This is a genomic window from Acidiphilium sp. JA12-A1, from assembly GCF_000724705.2.
Classification (GTDB): domain Bacteria; phylum Pseudomonadota; class Alphaproteobacteria; order Acetobacterales; family Acetobacteraceae; genus Acidiphilium; species Acidiphilium multivorum.
The window spans coordinates 1-19,459 of record NZ_JFHO01000034.1; the positions used below are offsets into that span (position 1 = coordinate 1).

17 protein-coding genes and 1 tRNA gene are annotated in these 19,459 nt (G+C 68.7%); 9 read left to right on the top strand and 9 right to left on the bottom strand.

Annotated features, from left to right (window positions below):
- The coding region (locus RT91_RS06705) for a hypothetical protein (protein ID WP_035186356.1) at positions 1 to 380 on the top strand (380 nt) is incomplete at its 5' end.
- A gap of 118 nt (positions 381 to 498) precedes the next feature.
- Here the strand turns inward: RT91_RS06705 and RT91_RS06710 are convergent.
- Both RT91_RS06710 and RT91_RS06715 read right to left on the bottom strand, forming a co-directional pair.
- Positions 499 to 1,179: a hypothetical protein gene (locus RT91_RS06710; RefSeq protein WP_007422736.1), complete on the bottom strand. Its 681-nt coding sequence runs from the start codon at positions 1,177 to 1,179 to the stop codon at positions 499 to 501.
- Positions 1,176 to 2,174, bottom strand: coding sequence for an Hsp33 family molecular chaperone HslO (locus tag RT91_RS06715; RefSeq protein WP_011941470.1), 999 nt, complete (start codon positions 2,172 to 2,174; stop codon positions 1,176 to 1,178). Before RT91_RS06715 ends, RT91_RS06710 begins: the two co-directional genes overlap by 4 nt.
- Before the next feature lie 108 nt (positions 2,175 to 2,282).
- Between RT91_RS06715 and rfaE1 the strand changes: the two genes are divergently transcribed.
- Complete coding sequence (gene rfaE1, locus RT91_RS06720; RefSeq protein WP_007422737.1) at positions 2,283 to 3,743, top strand: D-glycero-beta-D-manno-heptose-7-phosphate kinase; 1,461 nt, start codon at positions 2,283 to 2,285, stop codon at positions 3,741 to 3,743.
- Between the two features lie 180 nt (positions 3,744 to 3,923).
- Positions 3,924 to 4,796, top strand: a complete 873-nt coding sequence (locus tag RT91_RS06725; RefSeq protein ID WP_035186359.1) for an ADP-polyphosphate phosphotransferase — start codon at positions 3,924 to 3,926, stop codon at positions 4,794 to 4,796.
- A 7-nt stretch (positions 4,797 to 4,803) separates the two neighbouring features.
- Here RT91_RS06725 and RT91_RS06730 read toward each other — a convergent pair whose 3' ends face one another.
- The 5 genes from RT91_RS06730 to RT91_RS06750 are packed head-to-tail and all read right to left on the bottom strand — an operon-like array spanning position 4,804 to position 9,310.
- On the bottom strand, positions 4,804 to 5,529 hold the full coding sequence (locus RT91_RS06730) for an ABC transporter ATP-binding protein (protein ID WP_408735332.1): 726 nt from the start codon (positions 5,527 to 5,529) through the stop codon (positions 4,804 to 4,806).
- Positions 5,523 to 6,308, bottom strand: a complete 786-nt coding sequence (locus RT91_RS06735; protein WP_011941472.1) for an ABC transporter ATP-binding protein — start codon at positions 6,306 to 6,308, stop codon at positions 5,523 to 5,525. Before RT91_RS06735 ends, RT91_RS06730 begins: the two co-directional genes overlap by 7 nt.
- Positions 6,305 to 7,231, bottom strand: coding sequence for a branched-chain amino acid ABC transporter permease (locus RT91_RS06740; RefSeq protein ID WP_035186361.1), 927 nt, complete (start codon positions 7,229 to 7,231; stop codon positions 6,305 to 6,307). Before RT91_RS06740 ends, RT91_RS06735 begins: the two co-directional genes overlap by 4 nt.
- Positions 7,231 to 8,133: a branched-chain amino acid ABC transporter permease gene (locus tag RT91_RS06745; RefSeq protein ID WP_035186364.1), complete on the bottom strand. Its 903-nt coding sequence runs from the start codon at positions 8,131 to 8,133 to the stop codon at positions 7,231 to 7,233. The genes RT91_RS06740 and RT91_RS06745 overlap by 1 nt, the downstream gene beginning before the upstream one ends.
- 31 nt (positions 8,134 to 8,164) lie before the next feature.
- Entirely contained in the window at positions 8,165 to 9,310 is a 1,146-nt protein-coding gene (locus RT91_RS06750) for a branched-chain amino acid ABC transporter substrate-binding protein (protein ID WP_035186367.1), read from the bottom strand.
- Between the two features lie 410 nt (positions 9,311 to 9,720).
- On the opposite strand from RT91_RS06750, the gene RT91_RS06755 reads away from it, so the two are divergent.
- Positions 9,721 to 9,795, top strand: a tRNA-Gly gene (locus RT91_RS06755).
- Between the two features lie 195 nt (positions 9,796 to 9,990).
- Here the strand turns inward: RT91_RS06755 and pheT are convergent.
- Both pheT and pheS read right to left on the bottom strand, forming a co-directional pair.
- Complete coding sequence (gene pheT, locus RT91_RS06760) at positions 9,991 to 12,474, bottom strand: phenylalanine--tRNA ligase subunit beta (protein WP_035186369.1); 2,484 nt, start codon at positions 12,472 to 12,474, stop codon at positions 9,991 to 9,993.
- Positions 12,471 to 13,544, bottom strand: coding sequence for a phenylalanine--tRNA ligase subunit alpha (pheS, locus tag RT91_RS06765; RefSeq protein ID WP_007422748.1), 1,074 nt, complete (start codon positions 13,542 to 13,544; stop codon positions 12,471 to 12,473). Before pheS ends, pheT begins: the two co-directional genes overlap by 4 nt.
- Positions 13,545 to 13,559: 15 nt before the next feature.
- Between pheS and RT91_RS21395 the strand changes: the two genes are divergently transcribed.
- The 5 genes from RT91_RS21395 to ftsH all read left to right on the top strand — a co-directional run bounded on the left by RT91_RS21395 (position 13,560) and on the right by ftsH (position 19,352).
- Complete coding sequence (locus tag RT91_RS21395; protein ID WP_152982803.1) at positions 13,560 to 13,745, top strand: hypothetical protein; 186 nt, start codon at positions 13,560 to 13,562, stop codon at positions 13,743 to 13,745.
- 688 nt (positions 13,746 to 14,433) lie between these two features.
- Positions 14,434 to 14,937 (top strand): OmpA family protein, encoded by a 504-nt coding sequence (locus RT91_RS06770; RefSeq protein ID WP_007422749.1) that lies wholly within the window; start codon positions 14,434 to 14,436, stop codon positions 14,935 to 14,937.
- Positions 14,938 to 15,117: 180 nt separating this feature from the next.
- Positions 15,118 to 16,023: a tetratricopeptide repeat protein gene (locus RT91_RS06775; protein WP_013639418.1), complete on the top strand. Its 906-nt coding sequence runs from the start codon at positions 15,118 to 15,120 to the stop codon at positions 16,021 to 16,023.
- Positions 15,924 to 17,237: a tRNA lysidine(34) synthetase TilS gene (gene tilS / locus RT91_RS06780; RefSeq protein WP_240314222.1), complete on the top strand. Its 1,314-nt coding sequence runs from the start codon at positions 15,924 to 15,926 to the stop codon at positions 17,235 to 17,237. Before RT91_RS06775 ends, tilS begins: the two co-directional genes overlap by 100 nt.
- Positions 17,238 to 17,426: 189 nt before the next feature.
- The gene (gene ftsH / locus RT91_RS06785; protein WP_007421550.1) at positions 17,427 to 19,352 is read left to right on the top strand and encodes an ATP-dependent zinc metalloprotease FtsH; all 1,926 of its coding nucleotides are present in this window, start codon (positions 17,427 to 17,429) and stop codon (positions 19,350 to 19,352) included.
- Positions 19,353 to 19,459: the final 107 nt, after the last annotated feature.

A 19,459-nucleotide genomic window follows, 5' to 3' on the forward strand; every position in this document is an offset into this window, starting at 1 on the left:
GCCCACGTCATCGGGCGGCGCGGAACCCCGCCGTCGCGCTGCCCCGCCGCGCCGCCTGGCTGCTCGCCCCGGTGCCCGAGGCCAGCGCCGTCGCCGGCCGGCTGCGCGACCTGCTCGAAACCCCGGAAGCCCGCGCCCTCATCGCGTCCGAACCGCGCGCCGGCCGCCTGCTTCGCCCGCTCTGCCGCGCGCTCGGCCTCCGGCTGCCCGCCTGCCTGCGTCTGCCGCCCCGATCGAGGCCCGCCGTCGCGCCCGCCAAAGCTCGCGCCGCTGCGCCGACTACCGCCACGCCGCATCCCGCGCCGGCGCCGCGCCTGTCGCCCCGCCGGCCCGTCCGGCCCGGCCCGCTTCACACCCGCGCGCCGCCGGTCCCGTCCTGATCGCCTTCAGGTCGCGGCGATACCGCCGCGCTCCCCGGACATCGCGGCGAAACCGCCGCCCGGCTGCATCCCTCGGGGCGCGGCCCGCATCCGCCTGCCGGGCCGGAACGCCGCCCGGTCAGTCGTTCGACCCGCCGAGGCTCGTGCCGCTGGCCGGCCCATTCTGCCCGGCATCGGGGTTCGGCAAAGGCTGCGCGCTGATGCCCTGGTCGGGGCTGTAGTGCGGCGCCGCCATGCCGCCCACCTCGCCGGCGGGCGAATAGGCGAGCCAGTCGGGCAGGCTCCTCTGGATCTGGTATTGCAGCTCGACATTCATGCTGCTCATCATCGTCTTGGTCAGGTCGTAGAGCGCGGCGCGCATCCGGTCCGGCGACTCGTTCGTCGGCGCCGTCTCGCTGCGCGAGACGGTCGCCTCGGCATAGCCGACGCGCTGGCCGTTGCTGGTCCGCACGTTGAGATCGACCGTCATGGTGCCCACCAGCGTGTCGCCCACCTGGTGCAGCGAGGCCTGCCGGATGACGAACGAGGCCGAGCCGGGGCTGCCATTCGCCACCAGCCGCTCATGCGCCATGCGCTCCAGCACGCGCGCCGGCGGCTCGGGGGCGAGGTCGATCATCTTCGCCGCGTCCGGTCCGGGCCGGTAATCGTCGCGGATGCGGATGCTGGCGACCTTCAGGGTGATCGGCGGGAGGTAGGAATAGTCGAGCCGGGCGAAGGTCGTCGGCGCCGGCGCCTCGGTGGCGCAGGCCGACAGCGCCAGCGGCGCCAGCACGATCCCGGCGAGGGCGAGGCGCCTCATGACGCGCCTCCCGGCTCGCCGGCCGAGGCGGCAGCGGCGATCTCGCCGCGCGGGAAGCGGAAATCGACATTGCAGAATTCGCACGTCATCGTGATGTCCCCGTCGATGGTCATGTGATCGAGATCGTCTCCGGAAAACCCGCCCAGCACGTCCGAGAGCCGGGCGCGCGAGCAGCGGCAGCCATAGGCGAGCGGCCGCGGCCGGTCCACCGCGACGCCCTCGCCGTGAAACAGCCGGTAGAGCACGCGCTCCGGCGGCAGCGTGTCGTCCAGCAGTTCCTCGTCGGTGATCGTCGCGGCGAGGATCTTCGCGGTGCGCCAGGCTTCCTCCTGCTCGGCCTCGCTCACCGCGGGGTCGATGCCGCCGGCGCCGGCGATCCGCTCGATCACCAGCGCCGCGGCGCGCCAGCCCGCCGGCGTCTCGGCGGCGGCGAGGTGGATCTGGCAGGGCAGCTGCTCGGAGGTCTCGAAATAATGATGCGCCATGTCCGCGAGGCTCTCGCCCTCGAGCGAGACGATGCCCTGGTGGCGCTCCATGTCCGGCCCCTGGTCCACCGTGAAGGCGAGGTAGCCGTCGCCCATCATCGCCCGCGCGGTGGCCTCTTCCGGCAGCGCGATCTCGTCGGACAGGCGGGCATAGCCGCGCAGCGCCCCGCCATCGGTGCAGTCGGCGAGCAGCAGCGGCACGGCGCCGTCGCCCTTGGCCTGGAGCGAGAAACTGCCGGTGAATTTCAGCGCGGTGGCGAGGCTGGCGACCAGCGCCAGCGCCTGGCCGAGCAGGGCGCGCACGTCGGGCGCGTGGTCATGCCGGGTCAGCAGCGCGTCGGCGAGCGGGCCGAGCCGCACCAGCCGGCCGCGAACCGGCTGATTCGGGAGGAAAAACGGCGTGACACCGCGGGGCACGGCAATATCGGGCACGTCGGGCCGGGTGCGATCGAGAAAGGGCGGCAATTCGGTCATGGCCGTTAAATAGAGGCACTGCGCCCGTTTTGCCATCGCCGGCGGCGCGGCGCGCGATGCTGCGATGCAAAATCGCCGGCGGCGCGGCGGGTCGACCTCACGAAACCGCTTGCCCGACGCCGCCGCGCAAGCTAGCGAGGCAGCATGGCTGAGCATGATGATGGCGATCTGATCGCCGCGATCCGGGGGCTGGCGCGGGCGAACGTTCTTGTGGTGGGCGACCTGATGCTCGACCGCTACGCCTATGGGCGCGTCGAACGGATCAGCCCGGAGGCGCCGGTGCCGATCCTGACCGTGACGCGCGAGATCGCGATGCCGGGCGGGGCGGGCAACGTGGTGCGCAACCTCACCGCGCTCGATGCGGCGGCCGCCTTCGTCTCGGTGGTGGGCGACGACCAGGAAGGCTCCGACCTCACCGCGCTGATCGGCGGCCAGCCGAATGTCGAGCCCTGGCTGCTGGTGGAAACCGGCCGGGCGACGACGGTGAAGACGCGCTACATCGCCGCCGGCCAGCACCTGATCCGCGCCGACCGCGAACTGGTGATGCCGCTGACCGACAAGCTCGGCGAACGCCTGCTCAAGATCGCCTCCGACGCGATGGCGGCGACCTCCGTCACCGTGCTGTCGGATTATCGCAAGGGCGTGCTGGCGCCCACGATCGCGCGCAACCTGATCGCCAGCGCCCGCTCGATCGGCCGCACCGTGATCGTCGATCCCAAGGGGGCGGACTGGTCGCACTATGCCGAGGCCGACGTGATCACGCCGAACCGCCGCGAACTCGCCGAAGCGGTCGGGCGCGACCTGCCGGACGAGGCCGCCATCGTCGGGGCGGCGCGCGAGGTGATCGGCCGGTTCGGCTTCGGCGCGGTGCTCTGCACCCGCTCCGAGGACGGGATGAGCCTCGTGACCGTCGATACGGTCCGGCATTATCCGGCCGAGGCCGCGGAAGTCTACGACGTCTCCGGCGCCGGCGACACGGTGGTCGCGGTGCTCGCGGCGGGGCTGGCGAGCGGCCTGCCGCTCGAGATCGCGGCGCGGCTGTCGAACATCGCCGGCGGCCTCGTGGTGGGCAAGGTCGGCACCGCCGTCGCCCGGCCGGACGACCTGGTCGACGCGGTGAAGCCGGCCTCCGGCGCGCTGCGCAAGGTCGTCACCAGGCAGGCCGCCGCCGAGGCCGCCGAGCGCTGGCGCCAGCGCGGCTGGCGCATCGGCTTCACCAATGGCTGTTTCGACCTGCTGCACCCCGGCCATGTGCACCTGCTCGAACAGGCGCGCGCCGGGTGCGACCGTCTCGTCGTCGGCCTGAACGCCGACAGTTCGGTGCGCCGGCTCAAGGGCGCGACGCGCCCCGTCCAGCCCGAGGCGGCGCGCGCCGCCGTGCTCGCCTCGCTCGCCAGCGTCGACCTCGTCGTGATCTTCGAGGAGGACACGCCGCTCGACCTGCTCTCGGCGATCCGGCCCGATGTCCTGGTCAAGGGCGCGGACTACACGCACGATACCGTGGTCGGCGCGCGCGAGGTCGAGTCCTGGGGCGGGCGCGTCATGCTCGCCGAGCTGCTGCCCGGCCATTCCACCACGGCAACGGTCACCCGCCTGCGCAGCTGAACGGCGCCGGCGCGCTTGCATCCCGCGCCGTCCCGCCCCCATATCGGTGTCTGGTCCTGTTAACCGGGCGCCGTTCCCGGAACGATCCGGCGGACACGGACATGTGCCGGCTTTGCCGAAAGCCCGCGCTGCGGTGGTCCCGTCCGGTCGCGTCGCGGCGCCGCATTCCGGAGTGTCGCCATGGCCGTCAATTCCCGGCAGTTCCGCATTCACCCGAGCGTTCCCGTCGACCTGTCGTCCTGGCCGACAGCCATCGACCCGCTCTTCGATTCGAAGCACGACTACCGCGCGGAACTGGATGACCACATCAAGCGGCTCAGCGAGATGCAGCAGCTGCTCTACGCCTCGAACCGCCATGCCGTGCTGATCATCTTCCAGGCGATGGACGCGGCCGGCAAGGATGGCGCGATCAAGCATGTGATGTCCGGCGTCAATCCGCAGGGCTGCCAGGTCTTCAGCTTCAGGCACCCGAGTGCCATGGAACTCCAGCACGACTTCCTCTGGCGCACGACGCGCAACCTGCCCGAGCGGGGGCGGATCGGCATCTTCAACCGGTCCTATTACGAGGAGGTGCTGATCGCGCGCGTGCATCCCGAGATCCTCGCCAACGAGGGCGTGCCGGAACCGCCGTCGGGGGTCGGCTCGATCTGGGAGCACCGCTACCGCTCGATCAACGATCTCGAACGCCACCTCTCCGGGAACGGCACGAAGATCGTCAAGATCTTCCTGCACATCTCGAAGGAGGAGCAGTTGCGCCGGCTGATCGCCCGGATCGACGATCCCTCGAAGAACTGGAAGTTCAGCACCGCCGACGTCGAGGAGCGGAAATTCTGGAACGACTACATGGCGGCGTATCAGGACTGCCTGAACGCGACCAGCACGGTCGAGGCGCCCTGGTACGCGGTGCCGGCGGATGACAAGCGCAACGCCCGCCTCATCATCTCGAACATCCTGCTGGATACGATGCAGGAGCTCGACATGAACTATCCCGAGGTGAGCAGCAAGCGGAAGAAGGAGCTCGCCCGCATCCGCGAGGATCTCGCGAAATCCTGACGCGCCGTCAGGCCTTCCTGCGCTCGCCACCCAGATAGGCGGCCTGCACCTCGGGCGAGGTCAGCAGCGTCTTCGCGTCGTCCTCGATGACGAAGCGGCCGACCTCGAGCACATAGCCGCGATCGGCGAGTTTCAGCGCGCTGCGGGCGTTCTGCTCGACGATCAGGATGGTGACGCCGCTGTTGGCGATCTCGCGCAGGGTGCGGAAAATGCCCTGGACGATGATCGGCGCGAGGCCGAGGCTCGGCTCGTCGAGCAGCAGCAGGCGGGGCTTCGCCATCAGCGCCCGGCCGATCGCCAGCATCTGCTGCTCGCCGCCGGACATCGTGCCGGCGAGCTGGCCGCGGCGCTCGGCGAGGCGGGGGAACATCTGCAGCACGAAGTCGAGCGAGCCGGCAACCTCGCCCGCCGGGCGGGTGAAGGCGCCGAGGCGGAGATTCTCCATCACGCTCAGCGTGCCGAACACGCGCCGCCCCTCGGGCGACTGGGCGATGCCGAGGCGCACGATCCTGTCCGCCCCCAGGCGGGTGATGTCGGTCCCCTCGAAGACGATCGAGCCGCCGCGCGGCGTCAGCAGCCCCGAGATCGTGCGCATCAGCGTGGTCTTGCCGGCGCCGTTGGCGCCGAGGATCGCCACGATCTCGCGCGTTTCCACCCGCAGCGAGACGCCCTTCAGCGCCTCGATCTGACCGTAATTGACCTTGAGGTCGGCGATTTCGAGCAGGCTCACGATACGCCCTCCTCCTCGTCGTCATCGCGCCCGAGATAGGCCTCGATCACCTGCGCGTCGTTGCGGATGTCGTCCGGCCCGCCCTCGGCGATCTTCTGGCCGAAATTGATCACCACGATCTTGTCGGCGACGCTCATCACCACGTTCATGTCGTGCTCGACCAGCAGTACGGTGATGCCGCTGTCGCGGATGCCGAAGATCGTCTCGCTGAGAGCGGCCGATTCATTGTCGTTCAGGCCGGCGGCCGGCTCGTCGAGAATGATCATCTTGGGATCGGCCGCCAGCGTGCGGGCAAGTTCGACGCGGCGCTGCACGCCGTAGGGCAGCGAGACCGCGCGGTCATGCGCGAACCGGTCGAGATCGAGCCGGCGCAGGATCTCGTGCGCGCGCTCGGCCAGTTCAGCCTCCTCCCGCCGCTGCGACGGCAGGCTGAGCAGCCCCTGCCACCATTGCTGGCGCACCCGCAAATGGCAGCCGGCGCGGACGTTTTCCAGCACCGACATTTCGGGAAACAGCCTGATCGTCTGGAAGGTCCGCATGATGCCGGCGGCGGCGACGAGATGCGGGCGGCGGGCGGTGATGTCCTGCCCCTCGAAGCGGATGCTGCCCTCGGTCGGCCGGTAGACGCCGGTGATCATGTTGAACACGGTCGTCTTGCCGGCGCCGTTCGGCCCGATCAGGGCGACGATCTGCCCCTTGTCGACGGTGAAGGAGAGCCTGTCGACCGCGCGCAGCCCGCCGAAGCGGATGCCGACCCCATGGAGTTCGAGCAGCGCGCTCATGCCCGCGCCCCCCGCCGCGGCCACAGGCCCTGCGGGCGCAGCACCATCACCAGGATCATCGCGAAGCCGAAGACCAGGTAGCGGTATTGCGCGAAGTCGCGGAAGACCTGGGGCAGCACGAACATCAGCGCGGTGCCGAGCAGCACGCCGGGAATCGAGCCCTGGCCGCCGACGATGACGATGGCGAACAGCGTCACCGATTCGGTGAACTTGAAGGAGGACGGGCTGACCGTGGAGAGCTGCACGGCAAACAGCGTGCCGGCGAGCCCGGCGAGCCCGGCGCCGATGGCGAAGGCGAGCGTCTTCACCTTGCGCGGATTGACGCCGATCGTCGTCGCGGCGAGTTCGTCCTGCTTGAGATAGCGCAGCGCGCGGCCGAATTCCGAGCCGTCGAGATTGCGCATCAGCACCAGCACGATGCCGAGCACCACCCAGTCGAGCCAGTACATCGCGCTCTGGCTCTCGATCGGCAGGCCGAACAGCGAGGGCACGCCGATGCCGGTGATGCCGTCCGACCCGCCGGTGAGGCCGAACAGGTCGTTCTGCATCGCCAGCACGAAGATCGCGTTGAAGCCGATGCTGGCGACCAGCAGATAGTCGCCGCGCAGGCGGATCAGCGGGGCGGCGAGCAGGGCGCCAAAGGCGGCGGCGAGCAGGATGGCGAAGGGGATGGTGAAGAAGATCGGCCAGTTGAAGGTGACGTTCAGGATCGCCGTGACATAGGCGCCGATGCCGAAATAGACGGCGTGGCCCATGTCGAACATGCCGGCGCGGCCGAGAATGATGTCTTCCGACAAGGCGACGATGCCATAGATCGCGAAGATCGCGGCGACCGAGACCCAGGCGCTGTTCAGCGCGAGCGGCAGGAACAGGCCGAGGATCCAGACCGCGATGCCGGTGTTGCGGGTTGCGGACGCGCTCATCACACCTTCTCCGCGACGCGTTCGCCCAGGATGCCCGAAGGCCGGACCAGCAGGATTCCGATCAGCAGCGCGAAGGTGATCGCGTCCTGCCAGGAGCTGGAGATGTAGCCGGCGGCGAAGGCGTTGAAAAGGCCGAGCAGGATGCCGCCCAGCATCGCCCCCGGAATGTTGCCGATGCCGCCGAGAATGGCGGCGATGAAGGCGTAGAGCCCGTAGGTCCAGCCCATCGTGAAATAGACTTCGCGGTAATAGACGCCGATGAACAGCCCGCCCACCGCGCCGAGCGCCGGGCCGATGACGAAGACGCTGGCGATCACTCGGTTGACATTGATGCCCATCAGCCGCGCGGCGTCCTGGTCGATCGCCGCGGCGCGGATCGCGGTGCCGAAGCGGGTGTGGTTCACGAACAGGTAGAGCGCCGCCATCAGCAGGAAGGAGACGATGATGATCATCACCTGCACGAAGCTGATCGAGGCGCCGGCGATGTGATAGGTCGTCGTCGGCAGCAGGCCCGAGGGGAACACGCTGACCTGGGGGCTCCAGATCAGCATGATTCCGTTCTCGATCAGCAATGACGCGCCAAGTGCCGAGACCACGGCGGCGAGGCGATCCGCCTTGCGCAGCGGCCGGTAGGCGGCGAGTTCGAGCACGACGCCGGCCACCGCCACCACCACGATCGCCGCGACGAAGGCGAGGATCAGCAGGGCGGCGCCGGGATGGCCGGCACCGCCGAGCGAGGTGAGGAAGGTGAGGCCGATGAAGGCGCCGAGGATGCAGAGATCGCCATGGGCGAAATTGATCAGGCGCATCACGCCATAAACCATCGTGTAGCCCAGCGCGATGAGCGCGTAGATGCCCCCGACCGTCAGGCCGTTGAAGACCTGCTGGATGAACGTTCCCATGACGAAACCTCCCCCCGGCGCGACCGGCCCGTCAGCCGGCCTTGGGCGCCGGATAGACGATCTTGTAGCTGCCGTCGGCCTGCACCTCGAAGGCGGTGAACGGGCTGCCGACGCGCTCGCCCTTGTCGTTCCAGCGGAACTGGCCGGTCAGGCCGTCGAAGCTCTTCATCGTGTGCAGGTAGTGCTCGAGCTTCGCCGGCTTGACGCTCTTGGTCTGCTCGATCGCCTGCATCACCGCGCGCATGCCGTCGGCGTTGGTGAGGGTGAAGACCGAGGGCGGGCTCTGGTGATATTTCGCCTTGTAGGCGGCGACGAAGGCCTTGGCGGTGGGGTAGGGGAGCTGTTCCGGACCGGGCACGTTGACGATGATGGCGCCCTTCGCCGCGGAGCCGGCGATCTTGCCGAAGGCGACGTTCTGGTTGGCGTCGCCGCCGACGAAGGTCGCGGTGATGCCGAGCTGGGCCATCTGCGCCTTGATCAGGCCGCCATCCGAATAGTAGCCCGAGAAATAGATCGCATCCGGCTTCAGCGCCTTCAGCTTGGTCAGCACCGGGGTGAAGTTCTGCGAGCCGGCGGTGATGTAGGCCTTGTCGATCACCTTGCCATGGTCGGCCTTGATGTTCTTGATGACCGCATCGGCGAGGCCGGTGGCGAAGCTCGAATGGTCGGTCAGCACGGCGATGCGCTTGAAGTGGCGGACATCGATCAGGTATTTCGCGGTGAACTTCGCCTCCGCGCTGTTCGGCGCCGCGTTGCCGAACCAGGTCTTGTAGCCGCGCGAGAGCAGCTTGTTGCTGGTGCCGTCCGAGGTCTGGATGACGTTCGAGCGCGCATAGATCGGCTCGGCCGCGAGTGCCGCGCCGCTGGTGTAGGAGCCGATCACGGCGATCACGCCGTCATTCACGAGCTGGCGCGCGCAGATGGCGGCCTGGGAGGCCTTGCCCTCGTCGTCGCAGACCTTGACCTCGATCTTGCGGCCCAGCAGGCCGCCCTTGGCGTTCTGCTGGTCGGCGAGGAGCTTCACGGCCTTCTCGATGCCCTGGCCCTCATCGGCATAGGTGCCGGTGATGGGCGCCTGCACGCCGATCTTGATCGGCCCGGAGGCCGCGTGGGCAATGCCATACGGCGCCGCCAGAGCAACGGCCGCCGCGAGCCCGATCCCCATCTTACGAATCATCCTGATCTCCTTTTTTGATTGATTGGTCCGAGCCTGTCGCAACAGGATCGGCTTGGCAACCTTCCAGCCACGGATCGACCGCCCGGTCGGCCGCCAATCCGGCGGCCGGGCGCAAGCGGCCCGACGGCCTTCCAGCAGGAAATGCCGGTTCGACGCAACCGGCGATGCCGTAAGTGCCGCCCGGGAGCCACCACAAGCCGGCGAGGGACGGAAACCCGATCCACATCCTGCGGGCGAGGCGGAAGATTTTTCACGAATCCGCGATGTCGGCAAATCTGCGCGAAAGGTCGAGAAGTTTCTCATGGTTAAATATAATCGGCCAAACTTGGACGCGACCCAGCCGCCCGATTTTGATGGAGGGGACCGCTTGCCAAGCCGAACGAACCTGAGTAATAGCGCCTTCACGGAGCGCGGGCGTAGCTCAGGGGTAGAGCACAACCTTGCCAAGGTTGGGGTCGAGGGTTCGAATCCCTTCGCCCGCTCCAGTTTTCAAACATATTTCCGGTATCCGAAGCGAACGAGTTGCGATGATGTCGCTCGTCGTTTTCGCGCGCCGTCACATCCTGGCGCTGTCACCTGCCCGTGGGACAGTTTCATCACGTCGGCAGAATGCCCGGCGCGCGGCGGGGCGGCCGCGCGCCAAGGGGCGATGCCTGTAACCCCGGCGCCGGGGCGGCGCGTCAGCCGCGCAGCGTCGCCCCGGTTGCCTTGGCCACCGCCGCGACGATCCTCGCCGAAACGGCCTCGATCTCCGCGTCCGTGAGGCTTGCCTCGCGCGGTTGCAGGGTGACCGCGACGGCGAGCGACACCTTCCCCTCCGGCAGTTTCTCGCCGGCGTAGCGGTCGAATAACGCGACGTTGGCGATCAGCGTGCGCTCGGCGCCCTTCGCCGCGCGCAGCACGGCCTCGGCCGTTACCGTGGCATCGGCGATGAAGGCGAAGTCGCGGCGGAGCGGCTGGAACTGCGGCAGCGACGGCACGGCCTTGCGCCGCCGCTTCGGATCGGCGATCGCGCCCAGATCCAGCTCGAACGCCACGCTGCCTTCCGGCAGGTCGAGCGCGGCGCATAGCGACGGGTGCAGCGCGCCGAACCAGCCGAGCCGGGTCTTCGGCCCCTGGCGCAGCGTGCCGGAGCGGCCCGGATGATAATGCGCCGGCGCGTCGGCCGTCACCGTCACCGCGTCGAGCGGGACGCCGAGTTCGCCGAGCACGGCGATGGCGTCCGCCTTGGCATCCCACAGATCGGCCGGGCGCGCCGGCTCGACCCAGGACAGCGGGGTCCGTCCGGCGCGCAGCCCCGCGGCGACGAGATCCTGCCCGTCTGGCGAGACGTCGCGATAGGCCGGGCCGATCTCGAAGAGCGCGAGGTCGCCATGGCCGCGGGCGGCATTGCGCGCGGCGGCGAGGGCGATGGTCGCCAGCGGGGTCGGCCGCATCTGGTCGAGATCGGCGGCGATCGGGTTCTTCAGCGCAAGCGTGGCGGGGGTTCCGCCGAATCGCCCGGCGGTCGCGCGGTCGAGGAAGCTGAAGGTCACGCATTCGGCCATGCCGCGCGCGGCGAGAACGCGGCGGGCGCGCACCGTGCGGGCCTGGCGCGGGGTGAGCGAGGCGGAGGGCACCGGTGCCGCGCCGGGCAGCGAGACCGGCTCGATCCGGTCCAGCCCATCGATCCGCAGCACTTCCTCGATCAGGTCGACTTCCGGCTCGATCGTCCGTGCGCCGAGGCGCGCGGCCTCGGCGGTCGCCGTGGCGAGGCCACCATGCTGGTCGAGCGCGCTGCCGCCGGGCAGGTCGGCCGCCGCGATATCGTTGCGCCAGCTCGGCACCGCGACGGTGATCGACGCCGCATCGCGGGCGACGCCGGTAAAGCCGAGCCGGTCGAGGATGTCCGCGGCGCGGTCGGGTGTGACGGTCGAGTGGCCGAAACTGGCGAGGCGCTCGAAGCGCATCGTCGCGGTGCGGTGCCAGTCGGGCTTCGCCCCCGCCTCGGTGATCTCCGAGGCGGTGCCGCCGCACAGCTCGATCACCATCGCGGTCGCCGCATCGAGGGCGGCGGGCAGCAGCGCGAAATCGATGCCGCGCTCGAAGCGCTGCCGCGCGTCGGAATGGATGCCGGTGCGCTGGCCGGTGAGGGCGATCCGCACCCGGTCGAACAGGGCGCATTCGATGAACACGTCCCGCGTGGTCTCGTCGCACCCCGTCGCCTCGCCGCCGACGATCCCGGCGAGCGACTGCGCGCCCGCCGCATCGGCGATGACGCAGTCATCCGCCGTCGCGGTCACGTCCCTGCCGTGCAGGCCGCGGAAGCTTTCCCCCGCGCCGCGCCGCAGGGTGAGTGCGTCGCCGGCAATCTTGCCGACGTCGAACACATGCAGCGGCCGGCCGAGATCGAGGGTGAAGAAATTGGTGATGTCGACCAGCGCGTTGATCGGCCGCAGCCCGACCGATTCGAGGCGACGCTTCAGCCAGTCCGGGCTTTCGCCGTTGCGCACGCCGCGCACGGTGCGCCCGAGCACCCAGGGGCAGGCTTCCGGATAGGCGTTCTGCCAGGCAATCGCGCTCGCCCCGGCTGCGGCGATAGGCGGCGGCGCCCAGGGCTTCAGCGTGCCGAGCCCGGCGGCGGCGAGATCGCGCGCGACGCCGCGCACCGCGAAGGCATCGCCGCGATTGGGTGTGACGCCGATCTCGATCACCGGATCGTCGAGCCCGGCCCAGCTGGCATAGGGCGTGCCCACCGGCGCGTCGTCCGGCAGGTCGATGATGCCGTCATGGCTGTCGCCGAGGCCGAGTTCGCGCTCGGAGACCAGCATCCCGGCCGAGGGAACGCCGCGGATCTCGCCGACCTTGAGCGTGATGCCGGTACCCGGCACGAAACTGCCCGGCGGCGCGAAGACGGCGCGCATGCCGGTGCGCGCGTTCGGCGCGCCGCAGACCACGCTGACCTCGGTGCCGTCGCCGGGATCGACGCGGCAGACCCGCAGTCGGTCGGCGTTCGGGTGCTGCGTCGCCTCGATCACGCGGGCGATGCGAAACGGCGCGAGGCTGGCGCCGCGATCGGCGATGCTCTCCACCTCCAGCCCGATGGCCGACAGCGTTTCGGCGATGGCATCGAGCGAGGCATCGGTGTCGAGATGCGTCTTGAGCCAGGAGAGGGTGAATTTCATCGTGCGTCCCCTTCGTGCAGGGTCACCGGCGCCAGCGGCGAGGTGCCGTAATGCGCGAGCCAGCGCACGTCGCTCTCATAAAAAGTACGGAGGTCGGGGATACCGTGCTTGAGCATGGTGATGCGCTCGACCCCCATGCCGAAGGCGAAGCCCTGGAATTCCCGCGGGTCGAGCCCGCAATTCGCCAGCACGTTGGGATGGATCATGCCGGCGCCGAGGATTTCCAGCCAGTCGCTGCCGCCGCCGATCTCGCCCGACTTGCGGTCCCAGGCGATGTCGACCTCCATCGAGGGTTCGGTGAAGGGGAAATAGCTGGAGCGGAAGCGGGCTTTGAGGTCCGGCCGCTCGAAGAAGGCGCGCAGGAAGTCGATCAGGCAGCCCTTGAGATGGGCGAGGGTGATCCCGCGGTCGATCACCAGCCCCTCGCATTGGTGGAACATCGGGCTGTGCGTGGCGTCGTGGTCCGAACGGTAGGTGCGGCCCGGCACGATCACGCGGATCGGCGGCGTCTCGGCCAGCATGGTGCGGATCTGCAGCGGCGAGGTGTGGGTGCGCAGCACGACGGGGCGGCTGCCGGCCGCAGCGTCGAGATAGAACGTGTCCATCATCGCGCGGGCCGGGTGGTGCGAGGGGATGTTGAGGGCGCCGAAATTGTGCCAGTCATCCTCGATGTCCGGTCCTTCCTTCACGCCGAAGCCCATGGCGCCGAACAGGGCGGTGAGTTCCTCCATGGTGCGCGAGATCGGGTGGATCGTGCCGGCGCGGTCGGGCCGGCCGGGAAGCGTGACGTCGATGCGCTCGGCGGCGAGCCGCGCGGCGAGGGCTTCCGCCTCCAGCACCGCCCGGCGCGCATCGAGCGCGGCCGAGATGGCGGTCTTGAGCGCGTTCACCTCGGCGCCGACGCGCTTGCGTTCGTCCGGCGTCAGGCTGCCGAGCGTCTTGAGCAGCGCTGTGACCTGCCCGGTCTTGCCGAGCAGGGCGATACGGACGGCGTCGAGCGCAGCCGGATCGCCGGCGGCGGCGATGGCTGTGCGGGCTTGGGATTCGATGGTCGGCAGATCGTCGGACATGGCCGCGCAGGGAGCGTGAAGCGGGCGAAATGTCAAGCAAACGCGGCGCATGGCGCGGGCGGCAAGAAAAAACCTCCGGACGAGGCCCGGAGGTTTTCAGCAACTGATAAAATCGCGATTAAAAAAGAACTGAAAGCATTGAAACCTGTTTTGCAAGCAGCGGAAGTCGCGGTCACCGATCGGACCAGGGATATTCCCTGATGTGTGCCAGAGGTTGCAACCCCTGCGCGTATCGAAAAACATCCGGTTCGGGACGGAGTCCGCGGTAATTTGTTGTTAAGGAGGTGGATAGAACGTTAATTGCGATCAATCTATATATCAAAGGTAGAAAACTCGGCGACAGGCAGTTTTATTTTCTCTAAATTATATCAAAATATGAGGCAGAATTTTATTTAAAAAACGAGCGTGACCGGTTAGAACGCGGTCACGCTCGAAGTTCGAGCCGGCAGATTTCGCCAGCTTTCAGGGAGGAAACGGAGACCAACGGCCTCTCTTTCCGTTTAGTGTTCAAAAGTTAATAATAAGTTTTCAGGGCGGAATATTTCATGTCCTTCTGTCATCAAAGATGCAGTTTTGCTGACAGGCTGTGTCAAAAAAGTCGCGTTGCCGGGAAATGACATCCAATCACGGGCGGATGATCGGCTTTGCCCCGAAAGCCCGCTTGAACGGTCTTCGCAATGTGAATAGATGATTGTTACGCGAAATGGTCAGGCCGAAATATCGGTCCGGACGTTTGCGCCGGTTGGTTCAACCGGTTGACGGGGCTTGGTCCGGCAGCGGATCAGGTTGCGCTGTCGGCCGGCGAACCAGCGTCTCGGCTACCAGTTTCCACGTATCGGCATGACGCCGGTGCGTCAAATCACAGGCACCCAACATCGGGACGGTACACATGAATATCAAAGCTCTGGGCGCACTCGCGGCTGTTGCCCTGCTTGCGGCGTGCTCCAACGCCCCCAAGACCACTGCCATGGCGACTGGTTCCGGCGCGACCGCCGCGCAGTCCGGGCCGGCTCCGGGCAGCGAGCAGCAGCTTGTGGCCGACGTGGGCGACCGCGCCTTCTTCGGCTTCAACAAGTCCAACCTGACCGGCGCCGACAAGGCGACGCTCGACCGCCAGGCGAGCTGGCTCGCGAAATACCCGAATGTCGACGTGCTGATCGCCGGCAATGCCGACCCGCGCGGCACCGAGGCCTACAACCTCGCGCTCGGCGCGCGCCGCGCCCATGCCGCGCGTGATTACCTGGTCGCCAAGGGCGTCGCCGCGTCGCGCATCCAGACCGTTTCCTACGGCAAGTCGTGCCTGGTTTCGCCGGGCAACACCGAGCAGGACTACGCGCAGGACCGCGTGGCCATCACCTCGGTGCAGGGTTTCAACCCGCAGCACTGCCACTGACCATTCCGCCGGGGCACAAGCTCCGGACGGCGTGACGGAATCGATCGGCGGCCCGGCTCATCCGGGCCGCCGATTTGCTTTCCGTGGCCCCGGTGCTTCAATGCCGCCGCCGGTTGCACTACATACGCGCGGGGCGCATTCCGGCGCGCCCGCAGAACGAGGAAACCGATGCGCCGTCCCATGCTGAAGACCCTGTACGCCGCCGGTGTCGCCGTGGCGATCCTTCTCCCCGCCGCGGCCCGGGCCCAGATGATCACGAGTCGCGAGGGGATCGCCCTCGAAAACCAGATCCTGGAACTGAAGCACCAGATCCGGACCATGCAGACGGGGGGCGGGAATGGCAGCTCGGTGCTCGGCGCGCCCGCGCCCTCCGCGCCGGAGCGTTCGGGCCAGGCGCCATCGAGCGATCTCGTGGCCTCGCTTCTCGATCGCGTCCATACGCTGAACGGCGAGGTTCAGGACCTGCGCGGCCGGGTCGACACGCTGGAGCACGAGGTCGCCACCCAGCATGACGAGATCAAGCAGGAAATCGGCAACCTGAAGTTCCAGCTCGAGCAGGGCGGCAAGCCGGGCTTCCAGACGCCGGCGAATGCCGCGGAGGGCGCGCCCCCGGCCGCGCCGTCATCGGCGCAAGAGCCGCACACCCTTGGCACGTTGCCGCGGGAGCCGGCCCGACCGACGCCGGAGACGGCCGCGCCCGCGCGCGCCGAGGCCTCGCTCGGAGCGGCGAGGGCGGCCCTGTCCCATCACGACTACAGGGCGGCGGAAGCCGATGCCCATGCCGTGATCGCCAAACAGGGCAAGCAGGCCGGCCATGGCGAGGCCTCGCTCATTCTCGCGCAGTCGCTGTTCCATCAGGGGCGGCATCAGGAGGCCGCGATCGCCTTCGACGATGCCTATAATGCCGATCGGGCCGGGCCGCACGCGCCCGATGCGCTGCTCGGCCTCGCGAATTCGCTCACCGCGATCCATCAGAATCAGGAAGCGTGCGACACGCTCGATTCGCTGACCAGCCAGTTCTCGTCGCCGTCGCCGTCGCTCAAGGCCCGGGTCGAGGCGGCGCGGCGAAGGGCCGCCTGCCACTGACCGCAGCCGAGGCCGACGGCCTGGGCCGCCATTTCGCCCGCGTGATGGCCGCGCTCGGGCCGTTCGGCGCGGCGCCGCGCGTGGCGGTCGGCGTGTCCGGCGGCGCGGACAGCATGGCCCTGACTTTGCTCGCCGCCTCCTGGGCACGGGAGCGCGGCGGCGACTGTCTCGGGCTCATCGCCGATCATGGCTTGCGTCCGGAATCGGCGGACGAAGCCTCCCTGACCGGGCGGCGACTGGCCGCGCTCGGCATCGGCTACCGGATCCTCCGCCTTCAGCTCGGTCCAGGCCCGGCCCTGCAGGCCCGCGCCCGCGACGCCCGCCACGCGTCCCTTGCGGCGGCGGCGCGCGGCGCGGGGATCGTGCATCTCCTGCTCGGCCATCATGCCGGCGATCAGGATGAATTGCGGGCGATGCGGGCGGCGCGCGGCCCGCGCGGGTTGGCGGGAATGGCTGGGTTTGCCGCGCGCGACGACATCGTGATCCTGCGCCCGCTGCTCGGGACGGACCCCGCCGTGCTGCGGGAATTCCTGAGTGGACGGGGCATCGGCTGGGTCGAGGATCCGTCCAATGCCGATGCGCGTTTCGAGCGAGTCCGGGTCCGGGCCACGCGGCGGCAAGCGGCCTTGGTGCCTCCGTCGCTCGATGCGGATCGCCGGGCCGCCGCCGAACGCGATGTGGCGGAAACCCTCGCCCGGGACGTTTCCCTCCGCCCGGAAGGCTGGGCGATCGTCCGCGCGGCGTCGCTCCCGGTGGAGGCGCTGGCCGTGCTGTTCCGCGTTCTCGGCGGCGCGGCCTATCCGCCGGCCCGGGCCGCGCTGGAACGCCTCACGCCGGCATTGCGCCCGGCGACGCTGGGTGGCGTGCGGATCATGGCCGCCGGCCGCCATGGTCCCGGCTGGCTGCTGGTGCGGGAGGCGGCGGCCTGCGCGCCGCCGGTCGCCGCCGTCCGCGGGGCGGTCTGGGACGGGCGGTTTCGGGTGCGTGACGTGCCGCCGGGCGCGCGCACGATCGGCGCGCTGGGTGATTCGGCCGCGGAAATCGGGCGCCGGTCGGGCCTTCCCGCCGCGCTGCGGCGCACGCTGCCGGCCTTCTTCGGCGGGGATGGCGTGCTGTCCGTGCCGCATCTGGCGGGCGGCCCGGCATCGGCGGTCGTGTTCGCGCCGCAGGGGCCGGCCGCGGCCGCCCCGTTCGAGCCGGTGCCCTGTGGCTGACAGATCTGCACGTGGCGCTCACCGGCAGGATAGGAAAATTCGGCGGCATACCCATTTCCGATTAGGAGTGGCGAACTGTCCGCCGCCGTGCCAGAATGGACGGTGGTAAGGGTTGGCCTGAAATTTCGGCCGGTTTCCGCCGGCCCCCCGGTCTTGCGTGCCGGGGCGAACAGGACTGGATGAAGCTTGATGAACAATCTGGGGCGCAATCTGCTGGTATGGGTGATCATCGCACTGTTCTTCGTGCTGCTGTTCAACATGTTCCAGCCCACGACCGCAGAGAGCAACCACGGCACCCAGGTCGCCTATTCGACATTCGTGTCGGAGGTCAACGCGGGCAAGGTCGATCACGTCACCATCCGCGGACATGACATCACGGGCGCCCTCAAATCGGGGTCCACTTTCGAAACCTATGCGCCGGATGATCCGGGCCTGGTCAACACGTTGATCTCGAAGAAGGTCAGCGTCGTCGCCAAGCCGCTGAACCCGCCGGAGAACCCGCTGCTGCACTATCTCGTGTCGTGGGCGCCGATGATCCTGCTGGTGGGCGTATGGATCTACTTCATGCGCCAGATGCAGGGGGGCGGCGGCCGCGCCATGGGCTTCGGCAAGTCACGCGCGCGCCTGCTGACCGAGAAGCAGGGGAGGGTGACGTTCGAGGACGTCGCCGGCATCGAGGAAGCCAAGGGCGAGTTGCAGGAAATCGTCGACTTCCTGCGTGATCCGCAGAAATTCCAGCGATTGGGTGGCAAGATTCCGAAAGGGGTTCTGCTGGTCGGCCCGCCCGGCACCGGCAAGACGCTGCTCGCCCGCGCCATCGCCGGCGAGGCCAACGTGCCGTTCTTCACCATCTCGGGCTCCGATTTCGTCGAGATGTTCGTCGGCGTCGGCGCGAGCCGCGTGCGCGACATGTTCGAGCAGGGCAAGAAGAACGCCCCCTGCATCATCTTCATCGACGAGATCGACGCCGTCGGCCGCCATCGCGGCGCCGGGCTTGGCGGCGGCAACGACGAGCGTGAGCAGACGCTGAACCAGATGCTCGTCGAGATGGACGGGTTCGAGAGCAACGAGGGCGTCATCCTCATCGCCGCCACCAACCGGCCCGACGTGCTCGACCCGGCGCTGCTGCGCCCGGGCCGGTTCGACCGCCAGGTGGTGGTGCCGAACCCGGACGTGAACGGCCGTGAGCGCATCCTCAAGGTCCACATGCGCAAGGTGCCGCTGGCCGCCGATGTCGATCCCAAGGTGATCGCCCGCGGCACGCCCGGCTTCTCCGGCGCCGATCTCGCCAACCTGGTGAACGAGGCCGCACTGCTCGCCGCCCGCATGGGCAAGCGCGTCGTCGCCATGGCCGAGTTCGAATACGCCAAGGACAAGGTCATGATGGGCGCCGAGCGGCGCTCGATGGTGATGAGCGAGGACGAGAAGAAGATGACGGCCTATCACGAGGCCGGCCACGCGCTCTGCTCGATCTCGCAGAAGCACTGCGACCCCGTGCACAAGGCGACGATCATTCCGCGCGGCCGCGCGCTCGGCATGGTGATGAGCCTGCCGGAAGGCGACCGCTACTCGATGAGCAAGGCCAAGCTGCTCTCCGAACTGGTCAAGGCGATGGGCGGGCGCGCCGCCGAGGAGATCATCTTCGGGCCGGACAACGTGTCCAACGGCGCGTCGGGCGACATCAAGCAGGCGACCGACATTACCCGCCGGATGATCACCGAATGGGGCATGAGCGACAAGCTCGGCATGATCGCCTATGGCGACAACGGCCAAGAGCTGTTCCTCGGCCATTCGGTGACCCAGCACAAGAACGTGTCGGAGGCGACCGCGCAGGAGATCGACCGCGAGATCAAGCTGGTCATCGACCACGCCTACTCCGAGGCGCGGCGAATCCTGACCGAGCGTCTCGACGACCTGCACCGCCTGGCCAAGGGGCTGCTGGAATACGAGACGCTCAACGGCGACGAGATCCAGATCGTGCTGCGCGGCGAGCCGGTGGTCCGTCAGGTGGTGGACGAGCCGGCCCCGGACAGCCGCCGCGCCTCCGTGCCCACCGCGCAGAAGCCGGAAGTGCCGAAATCCGGCGGGCTCGGGCCGCTGCCGGCGCCGGGCTGAGCGGCCCGGCCGGCAGGGCCGCGGGTTGACGGAAAAAGCCGGAGGCGGTCGCCTCCGGCTTTTTTCATGGTGCCCAGCCGCCCATATGCGGTTCCGAACCTATTTCG

Bases quoted from the DNA above. Each gene is read 5' to 3' on its own strand.
- RT91_RS06725 (WP_035186359.1), top strand. From the start codon at position 3,924: ATGGCCGTCAATTCCCGGCAGTTCCGCATTCACCCGAGCGTTCCCGTC.
- RT91_RS06750 (WP_035186367.1), bottom strand. From the start codon at position 9,310: ATGATTCGTAAGATGGGGATCGGGCTCGCGGCGGCCGTTGCTCTGGCG.
- RT91_RS06770 (WP_007422749.1), top strand. From the start codon at position 14,434: ATGAATATCAAAGCTCTGGGCGCACTCGCGGCTGTTGCCCTGCTTGCG.
- pheT (WP_035186369.1), bottom strand. From the start codon at position 12,474: ATGAAATTCACCCTCTCCTGGCTCAAGACGCATCTCGACACCGATGCC.
- RT91_RS06745 (WP_035186364.1), bottom strand. From the start codon at position 8,133: ATGGGAACGTTCATCCAGCAGGTCTTCAACGGCCTGACGGTCGGGGGC.
- RT91_RS06735 (WP_011941472.1), bottom strand. From the start codon at position 6,308: ATGAGCGCGCTGCTCGAACTCCATGGGGTCGGCATCCGCTTCGGCGGG.
- ftsH (WP_007421550.1), top strand. From the start codon at position 17,427: ATGAACAATCTGGGGCGCAATCTGCTGGTATGGGTGATCATCGCACTG.
- RT91_RS06740 (WP_035186361.1), bottom strand. From the start codon at position 7,231: ATGAGCGCGTCCGCAACCCGCAACACCGGCATCGCGGTCTGGATCCTC.
- RT91_RS06775 (WP_013639418.1), top strand. From the start codon at position 15,118: ATGCTGAAGACCCTGTACGCCGCCGGTGTCGCCGTGGCGATCCTTCTC.
- RT91_RS06710 (WP_007422736.1), bottom strand. From the start codon at position 1,179: ATGAGGCGCCTCGCCCTCGCCGGGATCGTGCTGGCGCCGCTGGCGCTG.
- rfaE1 (WP_007422737.1), top strand. From the start codon at position 2,283: ATGGCTGAGCATGATGATGGCGATCTGATCGCCGCGATCCGGGGGCTG.
- RT91_RS06715 (WP_011941470.1), bottom strand. From the start codon at position 2,174: ATGGCAAAACGGGCGCAGTGCCTCTATTTAACGGCCATGACCGAATTG.
- pheS (WP_007422748.1), bottom strand. From the start codon at position 13,544: ATGTCCGACGATCTGCCGACCATCGAATCCCAAGCCCGCACAGCCATC.